The organism is Microbispora corallina, assembly GCF_016863035.1.
Classification (GTDB): Bacteria; Actinomycetota; Actinomycetes; order Streptosporangiales; family Streptosporangiaceae; genus Microbispora; species Microbispora corallina.
This window is the reverse complement of the sequence record NZ_BOOC01000022.1, coordinates 1-24,138: the sequence shown is the minus strand read 5'-3', so window position 1 is coordinate 24,138 and position 24,138 is coordinate 1. Positions and strand designations below refer to the sequence as shown.

27 protein-coding genes are annotated in these 24,138 nt (G+C 73.5%); 8 read left to right on the top strand and 19 right to left on the bottom strand.

The genetic code is table 11. From position 1 onward, the window contains the following. Positions 1–10 precede the first annotated feature (10 nt). Entirely contained in the window at positions 11–1,240 is a 1,230-nt protein-coding gene (locus tag Mco01_RS21695) for an isochorismate synthase (protein WP_239103828.1), read from the bottom strand. A gap of 164 nt (positions 1,241–1,404) precedes the next feature. Here Mco01_RS21695 and Mco01_RS21690 point away from each other — a divergent pair, with 164 nt between their 5' ends. After that, the gene (locus tag Mco01_RS21690; RefSeq protein WP_204058737.1) at positions 1,405–2,220 is read left to right on the top strand and encodes a GDSL-type esterase/lipase family protein; all 816 of its coding nucleotides are present in this window, start codon (positions 1,405–1,407) and stop codon (positions 2,218–2,220) included. A 14-nt stretch (positions 2,221–2,234) separates the two neighbouring features. Here Mco01_RS21690 and Mco01_RS21685 read toward each other — a convergent pair whose 3' ends face one another. Next, positions 2,235–2,543 (bottom strand): AzlD domain-containing protein, encoded by a 309-nt coding sequence (locus Mco01_RS21685; RefSeq protein WP_204058736.1) that lies wholly within the window; start codon positions 2,541–2,543, stop codon positions 2,235–2,237. Next, the gene (locus Mco01_RS21680) at positions 2,543–3,265 is read right to left on the bottom strand and encodes an AzlC family ABC transporter permease (RefSeq protein ID WP_204058735.1); all 723 of its coding nucleotides are present in this window, start codon (positions 3,263–3,265) and stop codon (positions 2,543–2,545) included. Before Mco01_RS21680 ends, Mco01_RS21685 begins: the two co-directional genes overlap by 1 nt. A 54-nt stretch (positions 3,266–3,319) precedes the next feature. On the opposite strand from Mco01_RS21680, the gene Mco01_RS21675 reads away from it, so the two are divergent. Continuing rightward, entirely contained in the window at positions 3,320–3,892 is a 573-nt protein-coding gene (locus Mco01_RS21675) for a helix-turn-helix domain-containing protein (protein ID WP_204058734.1), read from the top strand. A 47-nt stretch (positions 3,893–3,939) separates the two neighbouring features. Here the strand turns inward: Mco01_RS21675 and Mco01_RS21670 are convergent, their stop codons facing one another. Then, on the bottom strand, positions 3,940–4,512 hold the full coding sequence (locus tag Mco01_RS21670; protein WP_204058733.1) for a CGNR zinc finger domain-containing protein: 573 nt from the start codon (positions 4,510–4,512) through the stop codon (positions 3,940–3,942). Positions 4,513–4,533: 21 nt separating this feature from the next. Between Mco01_RS21670 and Mco01_RS21665 the strand changes: the two genes are divergently transcribed. Further along, complete coding sequence (locus Mco01_RS21665; protein ID WP_204058732.1) at positions 4,534–4,977, top strand: VOC family protein; 444 nt, start codon at positions 4,534–4,536, stop codon at positions 4,975–4,977. 12 nt (positions 4,978–4,989) lie between these two features. On the opposite strand, the gene Mco01_RS21660 is transcribed toward Mco01_RS21665, so the two are convergent. Beyond that, positions 4,990–5,988: a zinc-dependent alcohol dehydrogenase family protein gene (locus tag Mco01_RS21660; RefSeq protein WP_204058731.1), complete on the bottom strand. Its 999-nt coding sequence runs from the start codon at positions 5,986–5,988 to the stop codon at positions 4,990–4,992. 91 nt (positions 5,989–6,079) lie between these two features. On the opposite strand from Mco01_RS21660, the gene Mco01_RS21655 reads away from it, so the two are divergent. Beyond that, positions 6,080–6,403: an ArsR/SmtB family transcription factor gene (locus Mco01_RS21655; protein ID WP_204058730.1), complete on the top strand. Its 324-nt coding sequence runs from the start codon at positions 6,080–6,082 to the stop codon at positions 6,401–6,403. 22 nt (positions 6,404–6,425) lie between these two features. Here Mco01_RS21655 and Mco01_RS21650 read toward each other — a convergent pair whose 3' ends face one another. From Mco01_RS21650 to Mco01_RS21630, 5 genes are all read right to left on the bottom strand, one after another. After that, entirely contained in the window at positions 6,426–7,031 is a 606-nt protein-coding gene (locus tag Mco01_RS21650) for a response regulator transcription factor (protein ID WP_204058729.1), read from the bottom strand. Beyond that, on the bottom strand, positions 7,028–8,158 hold the full coding sequence (locus Mco01_RS21645; RefSeq protein WP_204058728.1) for a sensor histidine kinase: 1,131 nt from the start codon (positions 8,156–8,158) through the stop codon (positions 7,028–7,030). Before Mco01_RS21645 ends, Mco01_RS21650 begins: the two co-directional genes overlap by 4 nt. Positions 8,159–8,181: 23 nt before the next feature. After that, positions 8,182–8,907 (bottom strand): ABC transporter permease, encoded by a 726-nt coding sequence (locus Mco01_RS21640; RefSeq protein WP_204058727.1) that lies wholly within the window; start codon positions 8,905–8,907, stop codon positions 8,182–8,184. Beyond that, positions 8,907–9,794: an ABC transporter ATP-binding protein gene (locus Mco01_RS21635; RefSeq protein ID WP_239103801.1), complete on the bottom strand. Its 888-nt coding sequence runs from the start codon at positions 9,792–9,794 to the stop codon at positions 8,907–8,909. Before Mco01_RS21635 ends, Mco01_RS21640 begins: the two co-directional genes overlap by 1 nt. A 104-nt stretch (positions 9,795–9,898) precedes the next feature. Then, positions 9,899–10,624: an alpha/beta hydrolase gene (locus Mco01_RS21630; RefSeq protein ID WP_204058726.1), complete on the bottom strand. Its 726-nt coding sequence runs from the start codon at positions 10,622–10,624 to the stop codon at positions 9,899–9,901. Positions 10,625–10,666: 42 nt separating this feature from the next. Between Mco01_RS21630 and Mco01_RS21625 the strand changes: the two genes are divergently transcribed. After that, positions 10,667–11,608 carry a helix-turn-helix transcriptional regulator gene (locus Mco01_RS21625; protein ID WP_204058725.1) on the top strand — a complete coding sequence of 314 codons (942 nt, stop codon included), beginning with the start codon at positions 10,667–10,669 and terminating at the stop codon, positions 11,606–11,608. A 45-nt stretch (positions 11,609–11,653) separates the two neighbouring features. Beyond that, the gene (locus Mco01_RS39835; protein WP_275410541.1) at positions 11,654–12,766 is read left to right on the top strand and encodes a MerR family transcriptional regulator; all 1,113 of its coding nucleotides are present in this window, start codon (positions 11,654–11,656) and stop codon (positions 12,764–12,766) included. A gap of 149 nt (positions 12,767–12,915) precedes the next feature. On the opposite strand, the gene Mco01_RS21615 is transcribed toward Mco01_RS39835, so the two are convergent. The 5 genes from Mco01_RS21615 to Mco01_RS21595 all read right to left on the bottom strand — a co-directional run bounded on the left by Mco01_RS21615 (position 12,916) and on the right by Mco01_RS21595 (position 17,839). Then, complete coding sequence (locus tag Mco01_RS21615) at positions 12,916–13,386, bottom strand: O-methyltransferase (protein ID WP_204058724.1); 471 nt, start codon at positions 13,384–13,386, stop codon at positions 12,916–12,918. Between the two features lie 258 nt (positions 13,387–13,644). Further along, a complete protein-coding gene (locus Mco01_RS21610; RefSeq protein ID WP_204058723.1) occupies positions 13,645–14,211 on the bottom strand; it encodes a cysteine hydrolase family protein in 567 nt (188 codons plus the stop codon). Between the two features lie 78 nt (positions 14,212–14,289). After that, on the bottom strand, positions 14,290–15,810 hold the full coding sequence (locus Mco01_RS21605; protein ID WP_239103800.1) for a glycosyltransferase family 4 protein: 1,521 nt from the start codon (positions 15,808–15,810) through the stop codon (positions 14,290–14,292). Between the two features lie 121 nt (positions 15,811–15,931). Further along, positions 15,932–16,594: a class I SAM-dependent methyltransferase gene (locus Mco01_RS21600; RefSeq protein ID WP_204058721.1), complete on the bottom strand. Its 663-nt coding sequence runs from the start codon at positions 16,592–16,594 to the stop codon at positions 15,932–15,934. Between the two features lie 69 nt (positions 16,595–16,663). Beyond that, positions 16,664–17,839, bottom strand: coding sequence for an Rv2578c family radical SAM protein (locus Mco01_RS21595; protein ID WP_204058720.1), 1,176 nt, complete (start codon positions 17,837–17,839; stop codon positions 16,664–16,666). A 133-nt stretch (positions 17,840–17,972) separates the two neighbouring features. On the opposite strand from Mco01_RS21595, the gene Mco01_RS21590 reads away from it, so the two are divergent. Further along, complete coding sequence (locus Mco01_RS21590; protein WP_036319478.1) at positions 17,973–18,245, top strand: DUF3040 domain-containing protein; 273 nt, start codon at positions 17,973–17,975, stop codon at positions 18,243–18,245. Positions 18,246–18,249: 4 nt separating this feature from the next. Here the strand turns inward: Mco01_RS21590 and Mco01_RS21585 are convergent, their stop codons facing one another. Beyond that, a complete protein-coding gene (locus Mco01_RS21585) occupies positions 18,250–18,828 on the bottom strand; it encodes a TetR/AcrR family transcriptional regulator (RefSeq protein ID WP_239103799.1) in 579 nt (192 codons plus the stop codon). 91 nt (positions 18,829–18,919) lie between these two features. Between Mco01_RS21585 and Mco01_RS21580 the strand changes: the two genes are divergently transcribed. Continuing rightward, on the top strand, positions 18,920–19,813 hold the full coding sequence (locus Mco01_RS21580) for an NmrA/HSCARG family protein (RefSeq protein WP_204058718.1): 894 nt from the start codon (positions 18,920–18,922) through the stop codon (positions 19,811–19,813). 70 nt (positions 19,814–19,883) lie between these two features. On the opposite strand, the gene Mco01_RS21575 is transcribed toward Mco01_RS21580, so the two are convergent. The 3 genes from Mco01_RS21575 to Mco01_RS21565 all read right to left on the bottom strand — a co-directional run bounded on the left by Mco01_RS21575 (position 19,884) and on the right by Mco01_RS21565 (position 23,698). Then, a complete protein-coding gene (locus tag Mco01_RS21575; RefSeq protein ID WP_239103798.1) occupies positions 19,884–21,494 on the bottom strand; it encodes a penicillin-binding transpeptidase domain-containing protein in 1,611 nt (536 codons plus the stop codon). A gap of 115 nt (positions 21,495–21,609) precedes the next feature. After that, on the bottom strand, positions 21,610–22,260 hold the full coding sequence (locus Mco01_RS21570) for a lysophospholipid acyltransferase family protein (RefSeq protein WP_372444898.1): 651 nt from the start codon (positions 22,258–22,260) through the stop codon (positions 21,610–21,612). A 451-nt stretch (positions 22,261–22,711) separates the two neighbouring features. Further along, a complete protein-coding gene (locus tag Mco01_RS21565) occupies positions 22,712–23,698 on the bottom strand; it encodes an NAD(P)/FAD-dependent oxidoreductase (RefSeq protein ID WP_204058716.1) in 987 nt (328 codons plus the stop codon). Positions 23,699–24,138 lie beyond the last annotated feature (440 nt).

Genomic DNA, 24,138 nt, shown 5'->3' with positions numbered 1-24,138 from the left:
CCGCCGGAGGTCAGCCCTCCAGGGCGTACTGCATGGCGCGGAGCTTGGCCTGCGCCTCGGCGAGCTCCGCCGCCGGGTCGGACTCGGCCATGATGCCGCAGCCCGCGAACAGCCGGGCCCGGTCGCCGGACACGTACGCGCAGCGCAGCGCGATGCCCCACTCGCCGTCGCCGCGGGCGTCGATCCAGCCGACGGGGCCGGCGTAGCCGCCCCGGTCCATGCCCTCCAGCTCGCGGATGACGGCCAGGGCCGTGCCGGTGGGCGTGCCGCCGACGGCGGCCGTGGGGTGCATGGCGGCGACCACGTCGAGCACGGACGCCCCGTCCGACAGGCGGCCGGTCACGCGGCTGGCGAGGTGCTGCACGTTGGGCAGCACGAGCAGCTCGGGATGGTCGGGCACGTCGAGGTCGGCGCACAGGGGCGTGAGGGCCTCCCGGACGGAGGCGACGGCGCAGGCGTGCTCGTGGCGGTCCTTCTCGGAGGCGAACAGGGCCATCCCGCGGGCGGCGTCCTCGGAGGCGTCCGCGCCGCGCGCCGCCGTGCCGGCGAGGACCAGCGACTCGATCGACTGGCCGGTGTGCCGGACCAGCAGTTCGGGGGTGGCGCCGACGAGGCCGCCGACCGAGAAGGTGTAGCACTCCGGGTAGCGGTCGGCCAGGCGGGCGAGCAGAACGCGGGGGTCGATGTGGCGGTCGGCGACCGCGGTCAGGTCCCGGGCCAGCACGACCTTGTCCAGCGCGCCGTCCCGGATCCGCCGGACCGCGCGGGCGACCCGGTGCTCCCACTCGGGGGCCGTTAAGGAGCCGTCGCCGTACCGGATGCGGCCGGGGGGCACGGGCGGGGTCGCCAGCGTGAGCCGGTCGTCGCCGACGGTGGTGAGCCAGGCCCGGCCTCCGCGGCGGGCGAGCACCACCCGGGGGACGACCAGGGTCGAGCCGGGCGTGTCCGCGTCGAAGGTGAACGAGCCGAGCGCGACCGGCCCGGAGCCCGGCATCCCGACCTCGTCGTCGATGTGCGCGCCCTCGAACAGGGAGGACAGCCAGCCGCGGGCCCACTCGAAGCGGCCAGGACCGGGCGGCACGACGGCGCGGGCCGCCTCCCCCCAGCCCACCAGGCCCTCGCCATGCCGGACCCAGGCGTAGGGGGCGGCGTCGGGCAGGCGCGCGAGGAGATCGTGGGGGTCGCTCACCGCGACCGTGCGTACCGCGAGGGGGCGGATTAGGGCGACACTCACCCGAATCACTCTACGCACGATCTGAACGTGTTCGACCGCAGCCCCCCTCGGAGGCCGGAAGTCCCGGTGTCAAGCGGCGATAGGAACTTGGTCATGGAAGGTCCACCTTCCCTGTGGGCGATAGAGCACACCTCCACGTGATCTCTACCTTTGATCTCCCGGAGGTGTCCATGATCAAGAAGATCACGCCAGTCCTGGTCGCGGGGGTCCTGCTCGCGCCCGGCACTGCCCACGCCCGTACGACGCCCGCCGTCATGGCCGCGCTCGGCGACTCGATCAGCGCGGGCTTCAACGCCTGCGGCTGGTACGTCGCGTGCACCTCGCGCTCGTGGTCGGCCGGGGACCATCCCTCGGTGAACAGCCACTACCTCCGGCTGCTGTCCCTCGCCCCGGCGATCAAGGGCCACAACCTGAACTTCGCCGTTCCCGGCTCCACCAGCGCCGACCTGGCGGGCCAGGCGCGGCAGGCCGTCCGGAGCGGGGCGCAGTACGTGACGATCCTGATCGGCGCGCAGGACGCCTGCATGGGCTCCGAGAGGGACATGACCCCCGTGTCCGTCTACCGCCGCCGGATCGACGAGGCCCTGAACGTCCTCAAGCCCTCAGGGGCCCAGGTCTTCGTCGCCAGCATCCCCGACCTGAAGCGGCTGTGGCGGGTGGGCAAGGACAACGCCTGGGCCCGCGCGTTCTGGGCGGTCGGCCGCATCTGCCAGTCGATGCTGGCGGGCCCCACCTCCACGGCCAAGAAGGACGTGGCCCGGCGCGACGCGGTGCGCGAGCGGGTGATGGCCTACAACGACGAGCTCAGGCAGGCCTGCGCCGCGTACGGTCCCACCTGCAGGTACGACGGGGGAGCGGTCTTCGGCTACCCCTTCACGCTGAAGCTGCTCAGCCCGTGGGACTACTTCCACCCGAACGCCGACGGGCAGCGGGCCCTGGCCAAGGTCACGTTCGACGCGGGCTTCTACGCCGCCGTCGAGCCCTGAGCCCCCGGACCGCGTCAGGGCAGCCCGATCAGGCGGAGCACAGCGGTGGTGGCCGCGGCCGCGACGACCACCAGGGGGAACGGCGCCCGCCGCAGGGCGAGCGCCCCGCCGACCAGCACGCCGGCCGGCCGGGCCCACCCGGCGAAGCCGTGCCCGTCGGTGAGCGCGGCCACGGCCACCAGGGCCACGAGCAGCACGGCCGCGGCGTCGGACAGCAGGCGCCGCAGCGGATCGGGCAGACGGAGCCGGTCCCCGAGCAGCGGCCCGGCCAGCCGGAACGCGTAGGTCCCGGCCGCGAGCAGGACGACGGCGAGGGGCGGCATCACGTCTCCTCCGGCGTCGCGTCTCCCGGCGTCGCGTCTCCCGGCATCGTGCGCCGGCGCCGCCGCGCGGCGGCCAGCAGCCCGGCCGGCGCGAGCAGCACGGGCAGCCCCGCCGGGAGGAACGGCGTGGCCGCCACGGCGACGCCCGCGCCGGTCAGGGCGGCGCGGCGGACGCCGGGGGAGGCCAGCGAGGGCAGCACCAGCGCCAGCAGCACGGTGGGGAAGGCCGCGTCGAGGCCGAGCGCGCCGGTGTCGCCGATCGCCCGCCCGGCCGCCACCCCGGCGGCGACGCCCGCGTTCCAGCAGGCGAACAGCGCGAGGCCGCAGGTCCAGAACACGTCCCTGCGCCGCCGCGGGTCGTCGTGGCGCATCGCGAAGGCGACGGCCTCGTCCATGATCAGGTGAGCACCCGGCAGCCGGGTCCACCACCGGCTCCCCAGGGCGTCGGCGACGGCGAAGCCGAACGGCAGGAGACGGGCGTTCAGCACGAGGCCGGCGGCGACGGCCGCCGCGGGGCCGCCCCCGGCGAGCACGACGCCGACGGCGGCGAACTGCGCGCCGCCCGCGAAGACCAGCAGGGACATGGCGACCGGCACCCAGGGGTCGAGGCCGCCCGAGACCGCGATCGCGCCGAACGAGGCGCCGACGATGGCGTCCGCTGCGCAGACCAGGGCGATGTCGCGCAGCGTGCCGGGACCGAGGGTTCGCCAGAACGAACGCATGTCCCTTATAGTGAACATCGATGACGGTGTTCGTCAAACCGAACGAATGACAGTGTGGAGCGAACCGTGCAGAGCGGCAGTCCGGGCTTGATCGGGGTCATCGCCGCGTCTCTCCGGCGAGAGCGGGAGCGCGCGGGCATGTCCCTGACAGAGCTGGCCAGGCGGGCGGGCATCGCCAAGTCCACGCTGTCGCAGCTGGAGTCGGGCTCCGGCAACCCGAGCGTGGAGACGCTGTGGGCGCTGGGGGTCGCGCTCGGCGTGCCGTTCAGCCGGCTCGTCGACCCGCCGCGCCCCAGTGTGCGGGTGATCCGGGCGGGGGAGGGCCCGGCGACGTATTCCGAGCGCTCCGACTACGCGGCCACGCTGCTGGCCTCCTGCCCGCCGTCGGCCCGCAGGGACATCTACCGGATCGAGGCGGAGCCGGGCGAACCCCGGGTCTCCGAGCCGCACATGCCGGGCACCGTCGAGCACGTCGTGCTCGGCGCCGGGCGGGCCCTGGCCGGGCCGGCGGGGGAGCCGGTCGAGCTCGGGCCGGGCGACTACGTGGTCTACCCGGGCGACGGGCCGCACGTCTTCCAGGCCCTCGCCGCCGGCACCGCCGCCGTCGTCGTCATGGAGCACGTCTGAGCGCCCGGCGCGCTGCGGCGGCACCGCTTGAGGTGGGGGTGTGGTGGTCAGCGGGACTGGGCACGATGGCGGCGGACCTTGTCGCGGTTGCCGCACCGCTCCATCGAGCACCACCGGCGCCTCCCCGGGCGCGAGGTGTCCACGAAGAGCAGGTGGCAGCCGTACCCCGCGCACTCGCGCATCCGGTCGGCGTACGGGCCGGTGAACAGGTCGATCGCGTCGCGGGCGATGGCCGAGACGACCTGGTCGCCGGTCGCCGGGGCGAGCCGCGCCGTCCGGCCGTCCTCGTCCATCTCCGGCACGGGCGGCGGCAGCCGCGCCGCCTCGTTGACCGCCGCGACGTCGGCGGGCGCCGTCGCGCGGCCGTTCGCCCTGTCGGCGGCCATCCTCCACAGGGCCGCGCGCAGGGCCTTGGCCCTGCCGAGCTGCTCGGGGGTCGTCTCGACCCGGTCCAGGCCCAGCCGGGACTCCGCCGTCCACCGGCTGAGGTCGGCCGGCTCATGGAGCAACTCGTAGCGCGGGTACACCACGGATCCCCCCGTGGTCACGAACTCCAGGCAGAGGGCCCCCGGGTCGAAACGGTAGGAGACGCCGTCAGAACCGCGTAGCGTCACAGGCATGTAACTAGTATAAGTAGTTACATGACCATCGCATGGAAGCTCGTCATGGACGCCGCCGACCCCCACCGCCAGGCAGCCTTCTGGGCCGAGGCGCTGGGCTACGTGGTGGAGGACAACAGCGCGCTCATCAGGCGCCTCCTCGACCAGGGAGCGATCGACGGCAGCGCGCTCACCCCCGACCGGACGGCGTTCCGGACCCTCCAGGCCGTCCGGCACCCGGACGACCCCGCCGACCCCGTCAGCGGCGTCGGACTCGGACGGCGGATTCTCTTCCAGGGCGTCCCCGAGCCCAAGACCGTCAAGAACCGGCTGCACGTCGACCTGCACGTCGGCCCCGAGCGCCGGGACGCCGAGGTGGACCGGCTCAAGGGGCTCGGCGCCACCGTGCTGTGGACCGTCGAGGAGCCGGGCGACCACCACGTGACGATGGCCGACCCGGAGGGCAACGAGTTCGACGTCCAGTAGGCCGGCCGCGCCTCAGCGGGCCACGGTGACCACGATCTTGCCGACCTGGGTGTTCGACTCCAGGTGCCGGTGCGCCTCGACGATCTCCTGCAGCGGGAACAGGCGGTCCACCACCGGGCGGAAGGCCCCGGTCCGCAGCCCCGAGGAGACGAACGCCGCGGCCCGGCGCAGGCGTTCCCGGTCCCGGGTGATCTCCAGCACCGTGTAGGTCCTGATGTTCAGGGCGGGCATGCCCAGGTCGAACCCCGGGTACGGCGTGGGCTGCCCGCTCTGCGCCCCCCACAGGACGAGCGTCCCGCCGGGGGCGACGGCCCGGCCCAACTCCGTCACGCCGGGCCCGGCGACGGCGTCGAGGACCTGCTCGGCGCCCCGTCCGCCGGTCAGCGCCAGCACTCGCTCCGCCACGTCCTCCTCGTCCGAGACGATCACCTCGGCCGCGCCCTCCTCCAGCAGCCGCGCGCTCTTGGCGCGGGTCCGGGTGACGGCGACGGGCGTGGCTCCCGCGCGGACGGCGGTGTGGATCGCGGCGAGGCCGACGCTGCTCGACGCGGCGTTCAGGACCACGGTGTCGCCCGCCCGCACCCCGCCGACCTCGACCATCGCGCCGTACGCGGTCAGGTAGGGCATCCACACGGCCGCGCCGGACACGGCGTCCACGCCTTCGGGGCGGGGCAGGAGGGCCGCCGCCGGCACGATCGCCCGCTCCGCGTACACGCCGTACTCGTTCTGCGAGAAGGCCGGTACGACGCTGACCGCCTGTCCCTCCCGCACCCCGGTCACGCCCGAGCCGACCGCCTCGACCACGCCGGCGGCCTCGGTCCCGAGCCGCGCCGGCAGCCGCTTGACCGGCTCGATGTACCGGTCGCTCCGGAACAGCGCCTCCGCCCTGTTGACCCCGATCGCGTCCACCCGGATCCGCGCCTCGCCCGGTCCCGGCTCGCCGGGGTCCAGGTCGTCCAGGCGCAGCACCTCGGGGCCGCCGATCTCGTGGAACCGCACCGTCCTCGCCATGCCGCCGCCCTCCGCTCGATGGGAACGGGACCAACAGTGGCGCAGAAGTTCGATCGCTGTCAAACTTCGATGAGCGTCGTACCATTGGGGCATGGCACGCACGCCGACACACCCCGACGTGTCGCAGTTCGACCTGCAGACGGTGCTGGAGGCCCTCGTCGACCCGGTCCGCCGCAGCATCGTGGCGCAGCTCGACGCCGCCGGCGCGGACATCGCCTGCGGCGGCTTCGACATCCCGGTGAGCAAGTCCACCGCCACCCACCACTTCACCGTGCTGCGCGAGGCGGGCCTCATCCGGCAGTACTACGTCGGGACCTCGCGGATGAACGCCCTGCGCCGGGCCGAGATGGACGAGACGTTCCCCGGCCTGCTCGACGCCCTCACCGCGCGGCGCGCGGCTCGACGTGGCGGCTGACGAACCGATTTCCGTTCCGGGCTCAGAGCCAGCCGTTGTGGCGGGCCAGGCGGGCCGCCTCGATGCGGTTGCGCGTGCCGGTCTTGCCGATGGACGACGACAGGTAGTTGCGCACCGTGCTCTCCGACAGGTGGAGGCGGGCCGCGATGTCGGCGATCGTCGAGCCGTCCGCGGCGGCGGCGAGCACGTCGCGCTCCCGGTCGGTGAGCGGGCTCGGCCCGGTGCCGAGCGCGGCCGCGGCGAGGGCGGGGTCGATGACCCGCTCGTCCCGCAGGACCCGGCGGATCGCGCCGGCCAGCTCCTCGACCGGCCCGTCCTTCACCAGGAAGCCGTCGGCCCCCGCCTCCATCGCCCGGCGCAGGTAGCCGGGCCTGCCGAACGTGGTGAGGATCAGCACCCGGCACGACGGCACCCGCCGGCGCAACTCCGCCGCGGCGTCGAGCCCGTTGCGGCCGGGCATCTCGATGTCGAGCAGCGCGACGTCGGGCCGGGCGTCGAGCGCGGCCGGCACGATCTCGTCGCCGGAGGCGACCTGGGCGACGACCTCGATGTCGTCCTCCAGGCCCAGCAGCAGGGCGAGGGCGCCGCGCATCATGCCCTGGTCCTCCGCCAGGAGCACCCGGATCACGCCCGCCCCTCCGCGTCGTCCGGCACGGCCACCCGGAGCAGGAAGCCCCGCCGGGGGAGCGGGCCCGCCTCCATCGAGCCGCCGACGGCCGCCACCCGTTCGCGCAGCCCGGTCAGCCCGTTGCCCCGGCCGCTCCGGGACGGGACGGGCGGGCCGCCGTCGTCGCGGATCTCCAGCACCAGCCCGTCGCCGTCCCGCAGGTCGATCTCGCACGACCCGGCCCCGCTGTGCCGGATCACGTTCGTCACGCCCTCCCGCACGGCCCAGCCGAGCAGGGCGTCGGTCTCCGGCGCGAGCCGTACGACGGGGGCGCGGATGACGGCCCGCAGCCCCGCGTCGCCGAGCACCGTGCGGGCCGTCTCCAGCTCGGCGGCCAGGCCGCGGCCCCGGTAGCCGGTGACGGCGGTGCGGACCTCCGTGAGGGCTTGGCGGCCGATCTCCTCGATGTCCGCGGCCTGTTGCGCGGCCGTCTCCGGGTCCGCGGCGGCGAGCCTGCGGACCACCTCCGCCTTCACGACCATGACCGACAGTGTGTGGCCGAGCAGGTCGTGCAGGTCGCGGGAGAACCGCAGCCGCTCCTCGGTCACGGCCGCCCGGGCGAGCTCCTCGCGGGTGCGCTGGAGCTCCCGGATGGCCTCCCACAGCCGGATGATGATCGCCGGGATGATCCCGGCCGTGAAGATCCCCCAGCACAGGAGCAGCGCGTCGCCGATCCCGCCGCCGCGCGCGGTGACGATGAGGGCCGCCGCCACGCAGACGCCGAGGGCGAAGGCCGGGAACCCCCGGTGCCGTACGGTGGTGCCGATCGCGATGGACAGCAACGGCAGCAGGTAGACCCAGTTGTCCCCGAAGGCGGCGGCCCCCGACAGGCAGACGACGGCCAGCGCGGGGAGGAACAGCCGCTCGGCCCGCCGCCGGTTCGCGAACGCCTGGTGGATCACCACGAGGTAGAGCGTCGCGGAGGCGATCACGGCGGGCCAGGCCACCCACAGCGGGTGGGACCGGCCCTGCCACACGTCCCACACTGCGCCGCCGGCGAGGGTGACCCACATGTACATGCCCTTGGCGTCGGGCCCGCGCTCTCCTTCGTGGAGCGGGTTGAGCCAGTGCTGCCGATCCGTGCTCATCGCGCTCGATGATTGCACAGCCGTCAGGCCGTGCGGCCGGCGCGGCGGTAGCCGTACAGGGCGTAGGCGCCGAAGACGGCCAGCCAACCGGCGAGGACGGCGACCTCGCGGACCGCCGGCGTCTGGCCGAAGGCGACGTGCCAGGACAGCGAGGCGTAGCTGTTGGAGGGGGTCCACTCTGCGATGCGCCGCAGCCAGGTGGGGAAGCCGTCCACCGGCACCCACAGGCCGCCGACGATGGCCAGGGTGAGCATCGTCGCGATGTTGGCCATCCCGGCCGTCTGGCCGGTGAGGCGGTAGCCGTTCCCCAGCCCGAGCAGCGAGAAGGGCACGGTGCCCGCCCACAGCAGGCAGACCATCGACAGCCACTGCCCGGCGCTCAGCGTGACGTGGTTGACCAGCGCCCCGGTGAGCAGGACGGCCACGATGCTCGGCACGACGCCGACGACGCCGGTAACGACCTTGCCGGCGACCACCTGGAGGGAGGTGAGCGGGGTCAGGCGCAGCTGGCGCAGCCAGCCCGCCTCCCGGTCCTCGGCTATGCCGCTGCCGTTGTTGAACGCGCAGCCCAGCGCGCCGTACGCGGCCATGCTCACCATCACGAAGATCGCGGCGTGGTGCTTGTCGCCGCCGGCGAGCCCGAGGTTGGTGAAGACGAGGTACATGACCACCGGCGTGGCGACGCCGAAGACGATGTAGCCGCCGTCGCGCATGGTCCGGATCAGCTCCAGCCGGATGTAGCCCAGCATCACACGGTCTCCTTGCTCGTCAGCGCCATGAAGGCGTCCTCCAGGTCAGCCGGGGTCACTTCCAGGTCCCGTACGGCTCCCGCCTCGGCGAGGGCCATGACGGTGGCGTCCGGGTCGCCGCTGCGCAGGTGGACGCGGTCGCCCGTGACCTCCAGGTGGCGGACGCCGGGCAGCGTGGCGAGCCACTGGACCTCGCCCTGGGCGGTGACGCTGACGGTCGTCAGGGCGACGACCCGCTTGATCTCGGCGCTGCTGCCGTCGGCCACGACCCTGCCGCGGTCGACGACCACGACGCGGTCGGCCTGCTCGTCGGCCTCCTCCAGGTAGTGGGTGGAGAACAGGATGGTCGTCCCCCGGCTCGCCAGCCCGCGCATGCTCTGCCAGAACTCACGCCTGGCCTCGACGTCGAGGGCGGCCGTCGGCTCGTCGAGGACGACGAGGTCGGGGCCGCCGGCCAGGGCCATCGCGAAGCGCACGCGCTGGCCCTGGCCGCCGGACAGCTTGTCGACCCGCCGGCCGGCCAGATCGGAGATCCGGGCCAGCTCCAGTGTCTGGTCGACGGGCGGCGGCGCGGCGTAGGTCCCGGCTACGAACGAGACCAGCTCCCGCACGGTGACGCGGGGGATGAGCCCGCCCTCCTGGGGCATGGCGCCGACCCTGCCGCGGCGTACGGCCTGCTCGGGGCCGGCGCCGAACAGGGACACGCGGCCCGAGTCCGGCGGGACGAGCCCGAGCAGGACGCCGATGGTGGTCGACTTGCCGGCCCCGTTGGGGCCGAGCAGGGCGACCGTCTGCCCGCGGGGGATGGCGAGCGTGAGGTCGTCGACGGCCCGCACGGGGCCGAAGGTCTTGGTCACCGATTCCAGTGACACGGCGATGTCATCCACGGGCCCAACGCTAGGAAGACGCGGGCCGGGCCAGTAGATCGATCGATCCGTGGTCCGCCGGGACAAATGTCCCACGTGATCTACATCGTAAAGGCGCTCGGTCGTCAGACGATCATGGAGAGCAAAGCCCCCAAATCCGCGGAGCGAGAGAGCATCGGCCAGTGGCCGGTCGGCAGCTCCCGCAGGTCCCACTCCGGGCCGCCGAGGGCCGCGAAGAACGGGTGGCCCTGCGCGATGAGCGCCCTGACCTGGTCGAGCGGGTACGAGCAGCTGACCAGCGTCTTCGGCAGCGTCTCGACGGCTCCGGACAGCCTCAGCGGCGTGGTGATCGGGCCGAGCGGCTGGTCGGTGGCCCGCTTCGCCATCAGCGCGCGGTCGGCCTCCCCGAGGCCGGCGAGGCTCGCGCCCGACTCCTCCAGTTCGTCCCAGGTGGGGAAGGGATAGCCGAGGCCGTCGACCGCGTGCTTCTCGATGCGCTCGCGGCCGGACAGGTCGGCCTGGGCCATGCCGTCGGGCACCGGGCCGCTGTCGACGTACACGACGCGGGCGACGCGACCGGCCGCCCGGTCGGCGGCGCCGGTGACGGCGGCCGCCGCGCCGCTGTGCCCCACGAGCACGACGTCGCGCAGATCCTCGTACGCCAGCAGGCCGGTGATGTCCGCGATGTGGGTGTCGACGGTGAGGCCGGAGGACAGCAGATGGGCGCGGTCGGCCAGGCCGGTGAGCGTCAGCGGGTGGACCTCGTGCCCGCCGGCGCGCAGGCGCTCCGTCACGCCTCTCCACGCCCACGCGCCGAGCCAGAATCCGGGGACCAGTACGTATGTCGTCATGGATCGACCGTAGAACCGAATCCGGGCAGAATCGGTCCTGATATGTCGACGAATCGAGTCCTCGCGTTCCTGGAGCTGCTCCAGGCCCGGCCGGGGCTGACAGGGCCCGAGCTCGCCGCCCGGCTCGAGGTGGACGAGCGGACCGTCCGGCGCTACGCCGTGCGCCTGACGGACCTCGGTGTGCCGGTGGAGGCCGAGCGGGGACGGTACGGCGGGTACCGCCTGATGCCGGGGTACCGGCTGCCGCCGCTCATGCTGACCGACGACGAGGCGACGGCCGTGGTCCTCGGCCTGCTGGCGGGCCGCCGTACGGGCATGTCGGTGGGGGAGGCGGCCACGGAGAGCGCGCTCGCGAAGATCCAGCGGGTGCTGCCCGCGCCACTGGGGGAACGGGTGCGCGCGGTCGAGGAGACGGTCGCGCTCACCGCGCGGGCGGCCGCGCCGGCCCCGGCGACCGCCGGCACGCTGCTCACGCTGGCCGACGCCGCCCGCCGCCGGGTGCGGGTGCGCCTGGCGTACCGGTCGTTCCGGGGAGAGGACAGCGAGCGGCCGGTCGACCCGTACGGCCTGGTCTTCCACTCGGGCCGCTGGTACCTGACGGGGCACGACCACCGCAGCGGCGAGGTGCGCACGTTCCGGGTCGACCGGGTGTCGGACGCCGTGCCGACGGGCGAGGAGTTCCCGGAGCCGGACGGGTTCGACCCGGTGGGACATGTCCTGGAGTCCCTGGCCGGCGTGCCGTACCGGTACGAGGTCGAGGTGGTGCTGGAGACCACGCTGGCCGAGGCGCGCCGGCGCATCCCGCCGTCGGTCGCCACGCTGAGCGGGACCGACGGGGCGGTGCGGGTGGTCGCCCGCGCCGAACGGCTCGACGGCATGGCCCGCATGCTGGCCGGCCTCGGCTGGCCGTTCACGATCGTACGGCCCGACGAGTTGCGCGGCGAGGTCCGGGCGCTCGCCCGGCGGCTCCTCGGTGAGGCCTGACCCCGGCTTGCGCCTCCAGTAGGGGGAGGCGCGAGAGTGGCCCGCATGGACGGCGACACGCTCTACTCGATCGGGGACCTGGCCAGGCGGACCGGTCTGTCGGTCAAGGCCATCAGGTTCTACGCGGACACGGGGATCGTGCCGCCGACCGTCCGCAGCCCGGCCGGCCACCGCCTCTACGACATCGACGCCGCCGCCCGCCTCGACCTCGTGCGCACGCTGCGCGACCTCGGATTGGACCTCGCCACGATCCGCCGGGTCGTGGACCGGGAGGCGACCCTGACCGAGGTCGCGGCGTCGCACGCCGAGGCGCTGGCGGTGCAGATCCGGACGCTGCTCCTGCGGCGCGCGGTCCTGCTGGCGGTGGCCAGGCACGGGTCCACACCTGAGGAGATGGATCTCATGCGCGACCTTGCCACGCTCTCCGCGGACGAACGGCTGCGTCTGGTCGGGGACTTCCTGGACGCCGCCTTCGGCGAGCTGGACACCGACCACGGGTTCCTGGGCGCGCGGCGCTCGATGACGCCCGAGCTGCCCGACCACCCCGCGGCCGAGCAGGTCGAGGCGTGGGTGCGACTGGCCGAGCTCACCCGCGATGTGGAGTTCCGCGCCGTGATGCGCCGCCTCGCCGAGCACCACGCCGCCGAGCGCGCCGCGATCGGACACCCCGAAGGCCGCCGCCCCATCGGCGCACAGCCCGGTGGCGAAGACGCCCTCGGCGGATGTGCGGCGGACGGGCGCGCTGTGGGCGGCCGTCCCGTGCACGGGCGGCCCGGAGGCGGAGACGCCGGAGCCGGGCGGGGGGCGAAGGGGCACACCGGGGACGGGCGCGGCGGGGGTGGGGTTCCGCGACGGGACGCAGCGGCGACGGTGCGCGACCTCGTCGAGCCTGCTCTCGCGGCGGGAGTCGACCCGGAGTCGCCCGAGGCCGCACCGGTCGTGGCGGCCGTGACCGCCTCGTACGCGCGCGCCCTGGACCGCCCCGACGACCCGGATCTCCGCCGCGACCTGCTCACCTGGGCGCAGACCGTGAACGATCCCCGTCGGGAGCTGTACCTACGGCTGCTCGCGGTGGTCAACGGCTGGCGGCCCCCGCAGAGCCTGGCGCCCGCGTTCGACTGGTTCATCCGTGCTGTGCAGGTCCGGCCGCTCTCGTAGGGAACGCCGCCTGGGTCCTCGGCGGTTCCCGGGGATCTTCGAGGGTCCCGGGGATCCTCGGCGGCGGCGGCCCACCGCACCGGCAGCGCGGACGGGAGCTGCGGCGCGGTCGCGGTCGCCTCGATCAGGGTCTGGCCGGGCGATCCGGTTCAGTGATCCGCTGTGCCGGACGTCTCGCCGAAACGGCGGGTGGCCACGAGCGCGGCCAGATCCGGGGCGAGCCGAAGTTCGGCCGCATCCAGCCCGGGGTGGTCGAGCCAGTGCATCCGCGCCTGGTCGACGGCGCCGTCGAACCGCGGCGGCCAGTGCCGGGCCGGGGTCAGGTCGTCGATGACCAGCATGCCTCCCGATCTGAGCAGCCGGTGCGGATCCGCCGGCTGCTCACCGCTCTTGCCCTGGCCGCCACCGTCGAGCACGAGCAGGTCGTACGGCCCGTGTGGGTAGATCTCCTGCCAGTCGCCGCAGATCACCGAGACCTGCGGATGATCGAGGAAGACCTGGGCGGCCAGGGACGCCCGATGTGCGTCCTGTTCGACGCTGACCAGCCGAGCCCCGGGCCGGGCGCCTGCGGCGAGCCACGCCAGGCCGACCCCGCACCCGGTGCCGGTCTCCCCGATCATTTCGGCTCCGGCCGCCAGCGCGTACAGCAGTCGCCCCTGCTCAGGCCTGCAGGAAAGGGCAAAGCCCGCCTGCCGGGCTGCCTGGACCGCACGCCTGACCACTGGAGGTAACCCCGCGAGATCGGCATATGCCGCCGTACCGCCAACCGACATCGCCCCAGGTTAGAACCACTGGGCCTGCTGGATCAACGGGACAGTCCCCGGGACCGCGCCTCCGGCCCGCGAAGCCCGCGGGACGTGCCTGCGGCCCGCGACGGCTCAGCCGGCGTCGTCCGTGGTGAAGCTCACCTGGTCCGTGCTCACGGTGCCGGCGCGGCGGCCGGGTGCCCGGTGGTACTGCCAGTAGAGGTTGGTGTGCGCGATCACCTTGTCGGGAGTGGGCGCGCCGTACGGGCTGAGGTCCTCGGTCGTGTGCGCGTCGCCGACCAGCGTCACGTCGTACCCCCGGACGAACCCCCCATGAAGGGTCGCGCGGATGCACTCGTCGGTCTGGGCGCCGGTGACGACGAGCCGGCCCACCGCACGGTCGGCGAGCAGCACCTCCAGCTCGGTGTCCTCGAAGGAGTCGCCGTAGTTCTTGTGCACGAGAGGCTCGGAATCGCGGCGGACGAGCTCCGGCACGTACGCCCAGCTCTCGCTGCCCCGCTTCAGATTGTCGTCGGAGTGCTGCACCCAGATCACGGGGACGTCCTCGGCGCGCGCCTTGGCGATCAGCGTGTCGATGTTCGCGATGACACTGTCGCGGTTGTGCGAGCCGTTCACGACCCCGTTCTGGACGTCGATGACGAGCAACGCCGTGTTCGGCCGATCGGGCAGGGTCGTCATGGAAACCTCCTCGTCGAGGACCTCAACCGCCTCAACACTAGGGCGGGCCACCGACAAAAACAGGCCCTCCGCACGGACTCACCTCCGGGCCAGGCCTCCGAAGGGAACGGTGACCGCACGCGCCCGAGGGCCGCCGCCGGCATCGCCCCCGCGTGTCGCGGTGTCGGCCCTGGCAGTGTCCGCGGTGGTGTCCGCGGTGGTGTCGGTGGCGGTGTCCCCGGTGGCCGCGCTCGGGCCGGGGAGCGCCGAGGCCGTGCCGCCGCTGCCGTCGGCCCCGCTCGTGTCCGGCGTCACATCCGTCACCTGCCGCTCGGCGTCCGCCGCTCCGTTCGCCGCCCTGTCTGCGGCTTCGTCCGCGGCTCCGTCGGACTCGTCCGGCGGGGGTACGGCGCCGCCGTCGAGGCGGGCGCGCACCAGGCGGTCGAGGAGCGCCTCCCAGCGGGCACCGATGACCTCGATGTCGTAGGCGGCCGCCGTCTCCTGGGCGCGCCGGCCGAGCTTGCGCCGCAGGTCCTCGTCCTCGATAACCGAGCAGATCGCGTCGGCCAGGGCATGGATCTTCTCCGGCTTCACGAGGAGCCCGTCGAGACCGTGGGTGATCAGTTCGGACGGCCCGGTCGGGCAGTCGTAGCTGACCACCGGCAGGCCCTTGCTCATCGCCTCCAGGACGACCATGGGCATCCCCTCGCGCCGGGAGCTGAGTACGAACATCGAGGCCGCCGCCAGCGCCCCGCCGACGTCGTCCGCCGGACCTTCCAGCACGACCGTGTCCGTGAGCCCCCGCTTGTCGATGGACGCCTGCAGCTTCTCCCGGCGCGGCCCGCCGCCGTAGATGCGCAGGGTCCAGTCCGGATGCCGCTCGGCCACGTGCGCCCAGGCGCGGATCAGCAGGTCGTAGCCCTTGACGTGGGTCAGCCGGCCCACCGTCACCGCGGTCGTGGCCGTCAGCGGGGAGACGCCGCCGTCGAGCCGGGTCACGGCGTTCGGGATCCGGGCGAGCACCCGCGGCGTGCCCCTGCCCGCCTTCCCGTAGGCCCGCTCGTAGGCCCGCAGGTCGGTCTCCGTCAGCGTGACGTGGGCGTCCAGCCGGCCGTACCGGCGCATGATCTGGCCGCGCACCCCCGGCTGGTGCCCGGCCAGGTTGCCGTGCTCCTGCGCGACCGTGACGACCTCGGGAGGCGCGAACCGGGCGGCGACGAGGTTCAGGCCCGGACGGGTGCCGATGAGCACGCCGCCGCGGCGCGAGCGGATGTAGCGCACCAGCTTGAGGTCGGTCCGGAGGGTGAACCAGTGGAAGGCCGCCTCGTCCTTCGGCACGAGCAGGCTCGGGAAACGCGACAGCAGGCCCCTGCGCCGGGGGAGGCGGTCGTCCAGGTACCGGATCCGCACGCCCGGCGGCACCGGGAAGAACGGCTCCTCGCGCTCCCGGACGACGCTCACGATCTCCACGTCGTGCGTACGCGCGAGGTACCCGGCCAGGTTGAAGACGGTCCTGATGGTGCCGCCCATCCCGTTGGCGTGCAGGAGCAGGATGCGCACCTCGTGGTCGTCCGGCGGCGGCGCGGTCCCCGCCCGCCGGCGGTCGCGTGCCTCCAGCACCCGAAGGAGTGTGCGTGCCGCGGTACGCCGTAGTAACGACAATGTCATGCCCCGTTCGCGTCGATGTCGATCCCCCTTCCCTGCGACGTGCCGACGGGGCCAGTTGTTGATGTGATCTAGCTCACAATGAGCCGATAAATCGGTATATAGAGGTGCGCTTGGTGGGGGTGTCCTCCAGCGCGGCGGGGACGGCGTGCACGGCGATCTCGGTGAAGAGACCGGCCGGGAGGTAGGTGCAGGCGCGGTCGGGAACCCCCACCAGGACCGTCCCCCGGGCCCTGGCCAGGTACGGCGTCACCCGCTCGGCGAGCGCCCTCTCGTAGTAGACGTCGCCGGCCAGCACCACGTCCTCCTCGGGCCTCCCGTCGAGGACGTCGCCCGCGACCGGCCGGACCCGCACGCCGTTGGCCTCGGCGTTCAGTGCGGCGGCGGCCAGCGCGTGCGGGTCCACGTCGTTGGCGACCACCTCGGCCGCCCCTGCCACGGCCGCCGCGATCGCCACCAGCCCGGAGCCGGTGGCGAGGTCGAGGACGGTCCGGCCGCGCACCGTCTCGGGATGGTCGAGCACGTGCCGCGCGAGCGCCTGCCCGCCGGCCCACGCGTAGGCCCAGAAGGGCAGACTCCCGGTCCGCTCCCAGATCTCGTACAGCTCGTCGTCCGGACCGGCGTGCCCGGGCCCGGCACCGGGGGACGAACCGCTGGACGGGACGGCCAGGTGGAGGCGGATCTCCGGCACGTACGGCGCCGGGGCGAGCCTCGTATGGGCGCGGACGAACTCTTCCACGCCGCGCGATCGTATCCGGCCCGATGCTCTCGCTCCCGGCATCCCCCGGCCCCTGGCGTTTTCCCGGGCTCACAGAAGCGTGAGCTGTTCCGGGGCGGGAGGGCGGCGCGTCTCGGCGGCCGGGCGGCCGGACCGGTGGGCGTACCTCTGATCGGGCGTGTGCTCGGACGCCCGTTCCTGCGCTCGCTCCGGCCCCCGCGCCGATACGGGCTCGGACGCGGGCTGGGGCCACTGCTCGGATGGGTGTTGCGGCGTGTCCGGGGGGCGGATCCGGCGGGCCTCCCGAGGAGTGGCCCGGCCCACCCCGTGCTGCCGGGCGAGCTCCGCGACCTGGCGACCGATCCGCTCCTGGTACGCCTTGGGGGCGTAGGCGCCCCTGCCGTACAGCTCCAGGTAGCGGGGGACGAGCCGCGGATGCTCGCGGGACAGCCAGGCCATGAACCACTCCCGGGCCCCCGGGCGCAGGTGCAGCACGATGGGCGTGACGTGGACGGCCCCCGCCTCGGCGATCCGGCGTACCGTCGCGGACAGCAGGGCGGGCGAGTCGGTCAGGTAGGGCAGGATCGGGGCCATCAGCACGCCGCACCGGACGCCGTGCTCGTTGAGCGTCGCGCAGACCTCCAGCCGCTTGCGCGGGTTTGGCGTGCCCGGCTCGACCGCCCGCCAGGCGTCGTCGTCGAGGAAGCCGGCCGAGACGGCCGTGCTGACCTCGGTGACCTGGGACGCCTCCACGAGCAGGTCGAGGTCGCGCAGGATGAGCGAGCCCTTGGTCAGGATCGAGAACGGGTTGGCCGCGTCGCGCAGCGCGGCGATGATGCCCGGCATCAGCCGGTAACGCCCCTCGGCCCGCTGGTAGCAGTCGACGTTGGTGCCCATGGCGATCGGTGCGCCCGTCCACTTGGGCGCGGCGAGCTCGCGGCGGACGAGGTCGGGCGCGTTGACCTTCACCACGATCTTGGAATCGAAGTCGCGGCCCGCGTCGAGGTCGAGGTACTCGTGGGTCTTGCGGGCGAAGCAGTACACGCAGGCGTGGCTGCACCCCCGGTAGGGGTTGATCGTCCACTCGAACGGCACCCGGCTGGCGCCCGGGACCCGGTTGATGATCGAACGCGCGTGGATCTCGTAGAACGTGATCCCCCGGAACTCCGGGGTGTCGAACGTCCTCGTGATCGCGCCGCGCGCGAACAGCGGCAGGGCCTGGTCGCCCGTACCGTCCCCCGCGAGGCGCAGGTTGTCCCAGCGCATGCGGCCATTAGAACAAACATTCGAGCGTGATCGCAACGTGAAACGATCGCAAATCGCGGCCCTCGAAACGGCTAACGATCTTCATCGTTGGGCAGAACGTCCGCACACACCTTGCGTTCTGTGGAGTTGCGCAATGGCCTGGTCGCAGGACGAAGAGCGGATGCTGGCGATGATCGAGCGCCACCTCAGTGATGAGGACCCGAGGCTCGCCGCCCGCCTTCAGTCGTTCAACCAGCGTGTCGAGCGCGGGAGGCGCGGGCGGCGCCGGGCGGCCGACCGGGGCGGGCAACGCTGGCCGCGAAGGTCCACCGTGATCATCGCGGTGAGCTGGCTGCTGATCGCGACGCTGATCGCCACCCTCCTGGTCATGGCCCTGCGGCACGACGCCGCGGCCTTCCCGATGTAGCCGCTCACCCCCCGGAGGGCGCCAGACCCTCCATCGTGACCTCCAGGAGGCGGGCCACGAACGCCTCCCGGTCCTCGGTGCTCGCCCGGGACTGCCCGGCCGCCCAGGAGGCGCCGGCGGCGAGCGAGAGCATCTCCCCGGTCGTGAGGTCGGCCCGTACGGCGCCGGTCTCCTGCGCCCGGGTCAGCAGCCGGCCGCCGGCGTTCCGCATGGCCTCGCAGGACGAGTGCAGCCGCGAGGTGTCGTCGGCGAGTGCGGCCATGACCGACTCCGGCAGCCCCCGGTAGGTGCCCGAGCCCAGGGCGAACGCCAGGAGCCACTCCGCCAGGGCGTCCTTGGGTGACGGCGCCTCCAGCAGGTCGTCGGCCTTCGCGCGCAGCCCGTCGAAGCCGCTGCGGAGGAGGGCTTCGAGCAGCGCCTCCCGCGTGGGGAAGTGGCGGTAGAGGGTGCCGATGCCCACCCCCGCGCGGCGGGCCACGTCGCGGAGCGAGGCGTCGGTGCCCTGCTCGGCGAACGCCTGCCGCGCGACTCCCAGCAGCATGTCGTAGTTGCGCCGCGCGTCCGCGCGCATCGCCTCGCTCACTCGGCCCTCCCGCCGTCTTGACAATCGGAGCAGTGCTCCGCCTAGTATCGGAGCATCGCTCCGGAACCACGCTATCCGATGGGAGAACGGCATGCCGAGATCAGAGCGGACCATCCTCGTGACGGGCGCGACGGGCAACCAGGGCGGCGCCGCGGCGCGACGGCTCCTGGCCGACGGATGGCGGGTGCGGGCCCTGGTCCGCGACCCCTCCGCGCCCGCGGCCCAGGCGCTGGCCGAGGCCGGCGCGGAGCCCGTCGCCGGGGACATGCTCGACCGCGCCTCGCTCGACGCCGCGATGGCGGGCGCGTACGGCGTCTTCAGCGTTCAGCCGTCGCGGCAGGCCCCGCACTTCCTGGAGGAGGAGGTGCGGATGGGGGTGAACGTGGCCGACGCCGCGCACGCCGCCGGTGCCGGGCACGTCGTGTACACGTCCGTCGGCGGGGCCGACCGCGACACCGGGGTCAGCCACTGGGAGACCAAATGGGAGATCGAACGGCACATCCGGGGGCTGGCGCTGCCCGCCACCGTGCTGCGGCCGGTGATGTTCATGGAGAACCACGCGTCCCGGGAGTTCGGGGTGTTCGCGGAGAAGGCGCTGATCAGGATCATCCCGCCGAGCGCGCGGGTGCAGCTGATCGCCGTCGCCGACATCGGGGCGTTCGCGGGGCTCGCCTTCGCCGATCCGGACCGCTACGCCGGGCAGGCGTTCGAGCTCGCCGGGGACGAGCTCACCCGGGCCGAGCTGGTCGACGCGATCGCCCGCGCCGTCGGCCGCCCACTGGAGACCGACCCCGTCCCGAAGGAGACGCTCGCCCAGTTGGGCGTGAACACCGACGATCTCGAACGGGTCGAGTCGTTCGGCGGCTGGCGGGCCGACATCCCGGCCCTGCGGGCGCTCCACCCCGGCCTGATGACGTTCGGGACCTGGCTGGAACGGGAGGGCGCGGCCCGTTTCCGGGCCCTGCTCGCCGACCGTCCGGCCTGACCCCGGCCCCTGGGCGGCGCCTCCCCGCCGCGAACGGAGTACCCGCCCGGCTCATCGGGTGCACGGGATGTCACTGCTGGGGGAGCGACTTGAGGAAGTGGGCCGCGACCGGCGCGGCCACCTCGCCGCCCATGCCGCCGGCCTCCACGATGACGGCGAAGGCCAGGTCGCCGCGGAAGCCGATGAACCACGCGTGGGTGTCGAGCTTGTCGCCCACCCCGAACTCCGCCGTCCCCGTCTTCCCGGCGGTGCCCGACGGGAGCCCGGCGGCGTGGGCCGTGCCCTTGGTGACGACGGCGCGCATCATCGACCGGAGCTGGTCGGCCACCCCGTCGGGCAGCTGCTGTGGCGACGCCTTCTGCTTGAGGGACGGCACGAGCGTGGGCGGCCGCCAGCTGCCGTCGGCGACCGCGGCGGCCACCGTCGCCATCACCAGCGGCGTCGCGAGGATCCGGGCCTGCCCGAACGACTCGGCCGCCAGCTCGGCGACGCTGGTCGCCTTCGGCATGCTCCCGCTGGTGGCCGGGACCCCGATGTTCAGCGGCCGGTTGAACCCGAGGTCGGTCGCCATGTCGTACAGCTTCTGCGCGTTCAGCTTCTCGGCGGCGAGCGGCGCGAACGTCGTGTTGCACGAGTGGGCATAGGAGTCGAGGAACGACAGCGAGCCGAACGCCTCGTGGTCGGAGTTGCGGATGTCGAGTCCGCCCACCTTGACCTGCTTCGGGCAGGACACGTCGGAGGACGGCGTGAGCCCCGCGGCCAGGAGCCCCGCCGCGGTGACCGTCTTGAACGTCGAGCCCGGCGGGTAGCGGCCGTCGAGGGCGCGGTTGAAGCCGCCCTTGTTGTTGACGACGGCGAGGATCTCCCCCGAGGAGGGCCGGATCGCGACGAGCGAGGCGGGCTTGTCGAGGTCGCGCACGGAGTCGGCAGCGGCTGTCTGAACCCGCAGGTCGAGGGTGGTCTTGAGGTCCTCGCCCGGCTTGCCCTCGATGGTGTGGAGGGTCTTGGCCTGGCCCCCCACCAGCTGGATCTCGGTGGTGGGGGTGCCGGCGAGCTGCTTCTGGAACGTCTCCTGCAGGCCGCCGCGGCCCACGGGATCCTTCAGGCGGTAGGCCGCGCCCAGCTTCTTGACGTCCTTGGGGGTCGCCTTGTCCAGGTAGCCGACCAGCTGCTGGACCGAGCCGCCGACGTCGGTCCCGTCGATGCGGTCGCCGTTCGCGTCGGTGATGACGGCCCGCTGGGGCCACGTCGTCTTGAGGGCGAGGTGGCCGGTGCCGTCGAGGGCGGGGTGCACCGCGGCGGGCGACCAGTCGACCTTCCAGTAGTGGTCCTTGACCACCAGGTTCAGGCGGCCCTGGTAGGTCCAGTCGCCGACGTTCTTGAGCGCGGCGGTGACCGTGAACCCGGCCGTGGCCCTGTCGTTCGCCGGGGCGCTCACCTGGAGGCCGCTCACCGCCACCCCGGTCGCGCCGAGGTTCTTCGTCAGCTCGGCGTACGCCGCGTCGAAGCCGGAGGCGGGGGAGGCGAGCTGCGCCTTCATCGCCGCCAGGTCGCCGCGCGTCCACGCGGCGGTGAAGCGCTGCGCGGTCTCGGCCGGCGTGCCCCGCGTGTGCAGCACGTAGTAGGCCCCGCCGGCCGCGCCGGCCGCCACCAGAACCGCGACGGCGGATGCGATCGCCACAGTGCGTCCCCGCGGCACCTGCCACCCCCTGTGTCCGAGTCGTCCCGAGCCTAGCGCGGCCGGGCCGCCTCCCACACGCGCCCGGCGAGCGCCTGTGGACGACGGGCTCGCGGGGTCAGGCCTCGGACTTGACGCTGGTGGCGTACCTCGGCACGTACTCCTGGCCGGACAGCTTGGCGATGGCCTCCATCACCTCGTCGGTGACCCGCCGGCGGTCGCGCGCGTTCCCGGCGTCGCCGGTGAACGTGATCGGCTCCCCGATCCGCACGCCGATCCGGTGGATCCGCGGGACCGACGTGCCGGGCGGCAGCACCTTCTCGGTGCCGAGCATGGCCACCGGGACGACCGGCGCCCCCGTCGTCAGCGCCAGCCACGCCACGCCGATCTTGCCGCGATACAGCCGGCCGTCGGGGGAGCGGGTGCCCTCCGGGTAGATGCCGAACAGCTCACCCGCCCTGAGCACGCCCACCGCCGCGTCGAGCATGGCCTGGGCGGCCGTCACGTTCTGCCGGTCGATGGCGACGGTCCCGGTGGACCGCATCCACATGGCCGTCAGCCGGTTGCCGGTGAAGTACTCGTTCTTGGCCACGAACCGCACCGTGCGCGGCAGCAGCGCGGGCAGGAAGAACGAGTCGAGTACGGACAGGTGGTTGGAGGCCAGGATGGCCGGTCCCCGCGCCGGGACGTTCTCGCGGCCCTCGACCCTCGGCCGCCAGACCGCGTGCATGAGGGGGACGCTGATGATCTTCGCGGCGCGATAAAGCACGGGCTCTCCTCCACAGGGCGATGGGGACACCCTAGGACGCCCCGCCCCCACGCAGAGTGTGCGCCCCGTGCAACTCGGCCCCCGTTTTTCTGTACGGCTACGCCAAGTGACGTACCGCGGCGCGGGTGGTGCGGGGCACGTCAGGGGCGGAACGCGAAGCGCCCCGCGAGACCAGGTGGTCTCGCGGGGCGCCCACGATAAAGGCCGATGTGGCGGTCGCCTCCTCGGCGAGATGCACAACACGGCTCCAGCCGAACGGTATTCCGTGAAGGCGGTAATTGCGGCCCGGGGGACACAAACCACATCGACCACGTACGACTCTAGCCGACGCCTGAGCCGTTTCGATCCAATGGCCCTCATGGCTGTCCGATTTCTACCCATTCTTCGGGCAAGGGGAGGGCGAATGGGCAGCCGGGTTCGGACTGCCGTCCCCGGGCAGGGGCGTCCGGTCTCAGATGGTGGTGGCGTCCGCGGCCCGGGCCCGGTGGGCGGCGACCGCCTGCGCGGTCTCCTCCTCGATCAGGTCCGCGTTGACGGCGGCGCCGGCGCGCACCCCGGCGGCCGCGGCGGCCACGACCTGGTCGAGGAGGCCGGTGACGTTGCCCGCCACCCACACGCCGGGGATGTCGGTCGCGCCCGCCGGGCCGGCGGCGATGTGGGTGCCGATGACGTGACCGGCCATCTCGTGCTCGACCGGCTTCAGGCCGAGCGTCTCGAGGATTCCGGCACGGGCGGTCAGACGGGAGGTGACCGCGAGGGCGCGGCGGGGGACCGTGCGGCCGTCCGCGAGCCGTACGCCGGTGAGCCGGTCGTCGGTCACCTCCAGGCCCGCCACCCGGCCCTCCACCACCGTGACGCCGCGGGCGGCCAGCCGTTCGGCCTGGTCGTCGTCGAGTGCGGGCGCGGTGTGCAGGAAGAGCGTCAGGTCCGCACTCCACTGCCGCCACAGCAGGGCCTGGTGCACGGCCCAGGGGCCGGCTCCCAGCACGCCGATCGGCAGGTCGCGGACCTCCCAGCCGTGGCAGTACGGGCAGTGCAGCACCTCCCGGCCCCAGCGCCCCGCCAGGCCGGGCACGTCCGGAAGCTCGTCGGTCAGGCCGGTGGCCACGAGCAGCCGGCGGGCCCGGACGGCGGAGCCGTCGCCCAGCCCCAGCAGAAAGCCGTCGGCGTCACGGCCGGCCGTCACCACCTCGCCCTCGGCGACCCGGCCGCCGTACGCGGCCACCTCCGAGCGGCCCGCGGCGAGCAGGTCGAGGGGCGGCGTCCCCTCGCGCCCGAGGTAGGTGTGCACCTGGGCCGCGGGGGCGTTGCGCGGCCGTCCCGCGTCGATCACGAGCACCGACCTCCGGGCCCGGGCCAGGGTCAGCGCGCCGCTCAGCCCGGCCGGGCCGCCGCCGACGACCACCACGTCGTACTGCTGCGTGTTCCGCACGGTCATGGGATGCCTCCGTTCGCCTTCACGCCGGAGATGATGCTCGGGGCGCGGCGACGTTGACAAAGGTCGTTGCCGGAACGGCAAACCAGCGTCCGGGGAGACGCGGCCCCCCGGGCGGGGAGGCGGGAAACGCCGGCCCTGGCGAAGCCGACGGGTCGTCAGGAAGGGACTGTCGCGTGTGACTTGACGGTTTCCGTGAGGGCATGCGATCCTGCTTACGGGATTGAGGTTGACGATAGAGATATCAGTGGAACTCGTCTGCGTTTTGGTTTATGCTGCCCTTCCACGTGTGCCTCGGCGTCCCGCTCCTCTCAATCGGCTGTGATGTCGTCCAGCGTGCGTGTAGTCAGTCCGTGAGCCCTCGGAAGGACATCTGTTGGCAGCCTCGCGCAACGCCTCCGCCGTACCCGCCGGTCCCTATCGCGTCTCCTTCTCTCGCATCC

What these genes read in the sequence shown, in the direction of transcription:
- Mco01_RS21590 (WP_036319478.1), top strand. Translation starts at nt 17,973, where the DNA reads ATGGCCTGGTCGCAGGACGAAGAGCGGATGCTGGCGATGATCGAGCGC.
- Mco01_RS21640 (WP_204058727.1), bottom strand. Translation starts at nt 8,907, where the DNA reads ATGCTGGGCTACATCCGGCTGGAGCTGATCCGGACCATGCGCGACGGC.
- Mco01_RS21615 (WP_204058724.1), bottom strand. Translation starts at nt 13,386, where the DNA reads ATGATCGGGGAGACCGGCACCGGGTGCGGGGTCGGCCTGGCGTGGCTC.
- Mco01_RS21680 (WP_204058735.1), bottom strand. Translation starts at nt 3,265, where the DNA reads ATGCGTTCGTTCTGGCGAACCCTCGGTCCCGGCACGCTGCGCGACATC.
- Mco01_RS21625 (WP_204058725.1), top strand. Translation starts at nt 10,667, where the DNA reads ATGTCGACGAATCGAGTCCTCGCGTTCCTGGAGCTGCTCCAGGCCCGG.
- Mco01_RS39835 (WP_275410541.1), top strand. Translation starts at nt 11,654, where the DNA reads ATGGACGGCGACACGCTCTACTCGATCGGGGACCTGGCCAGGCGGACC.
- Mco01_RS21645 (WP_204058728.1), bottom strand. Translation starts at nt 8,158, where the DNA reads ATGAGCACGGATCGGCAGCACTGGCTCAACCCGCTCCACGAAGGAGAG.
- Mco01_RS21665 (WP_204058732.1), top strand. Translation starts at nt 4,534, where the DNA reads ATGACCATCGCATGGAAGCTCGTCATGGACGCCGCCGACCCCCACCGC.
- Mco01_RS21660 (WP_204058731.1), bottom strand. Translation starts at nt 5,988, where the DNA reads ATGGCGAGGACGGTGCGGTTCCACGAGATCGGCGGCCCCGAGGTGCTG.
- Mco01_RS21580 (WP_204058718.1), top strand. Translation starts at nt 18,920, where the DNA reads ATGCCGAGATCAGAGCGGACCATCCTCGTGACGGGCGCGACGGGCAAC.
- Mco01_RS21685 (WP_204058736.1), bottom strand. Translation starts at nt 2,543, where the DNA reads ATGCCGCCCCTCGCCGTCGTCCTGCTCGCGGCCGGGACCTACGCGTTC.
- Mco01_RS21565 (WP_204058716.1), bottom strand. Translation starts at nt 23,698, where the DNA reads ATGACCGTGCGGAACACGCAGCAGTACGACGTGGTGGTCGTCGGCGGC.
- Mco01_RS21630 (WP_204058726.1), bottom strand. Translation starts at nt 10,624, where the DNA reads ATGACGACATACGTACTGGTCCCCGGATTCTGGCTCGGCGCGTGGGCG.
- Mco01_RS21655 (WP_204058730.1), top strand. Translation starts at nt 6,080, where the DNA reads ATGGCACGCACGCCGACACACCCCGACGTGTCGCAGTTCGACCTGCAG.
- Mco01_RS21610 (WP_204058723.1), bottom strand. Translation starts at nt 14,211, where the DNA reads ATGACGACCCTGCCCGATCGGCCGAACACGGCGTTGCTCGTCATCGAC.
- Mco01_RS21690 (WP_204058737.1), top strand. Translation starts at nt 1,405, where the DNA reads ATGATCAAGAAGATCACGCCAGTCCTGGTCGCGGGGGTCCTGCTCGCG.
- Mco01_RS21595 (WP_204058720.1), bottom strand. Translation starts at nt 17,839, where the DNA reads ATGCGCTGGGACAACCTGCGCCTCGCGGGGGACGGTACGGGCGACCAG.
- Mco01_RS21670 (WP_204058733.1), bottom strand. Translation starts at nt 4,512, where the DNA reads ATGCCTGTGACGCTACGCGGTTCTGACGGCGTCTCCTACCGTTTCGAC.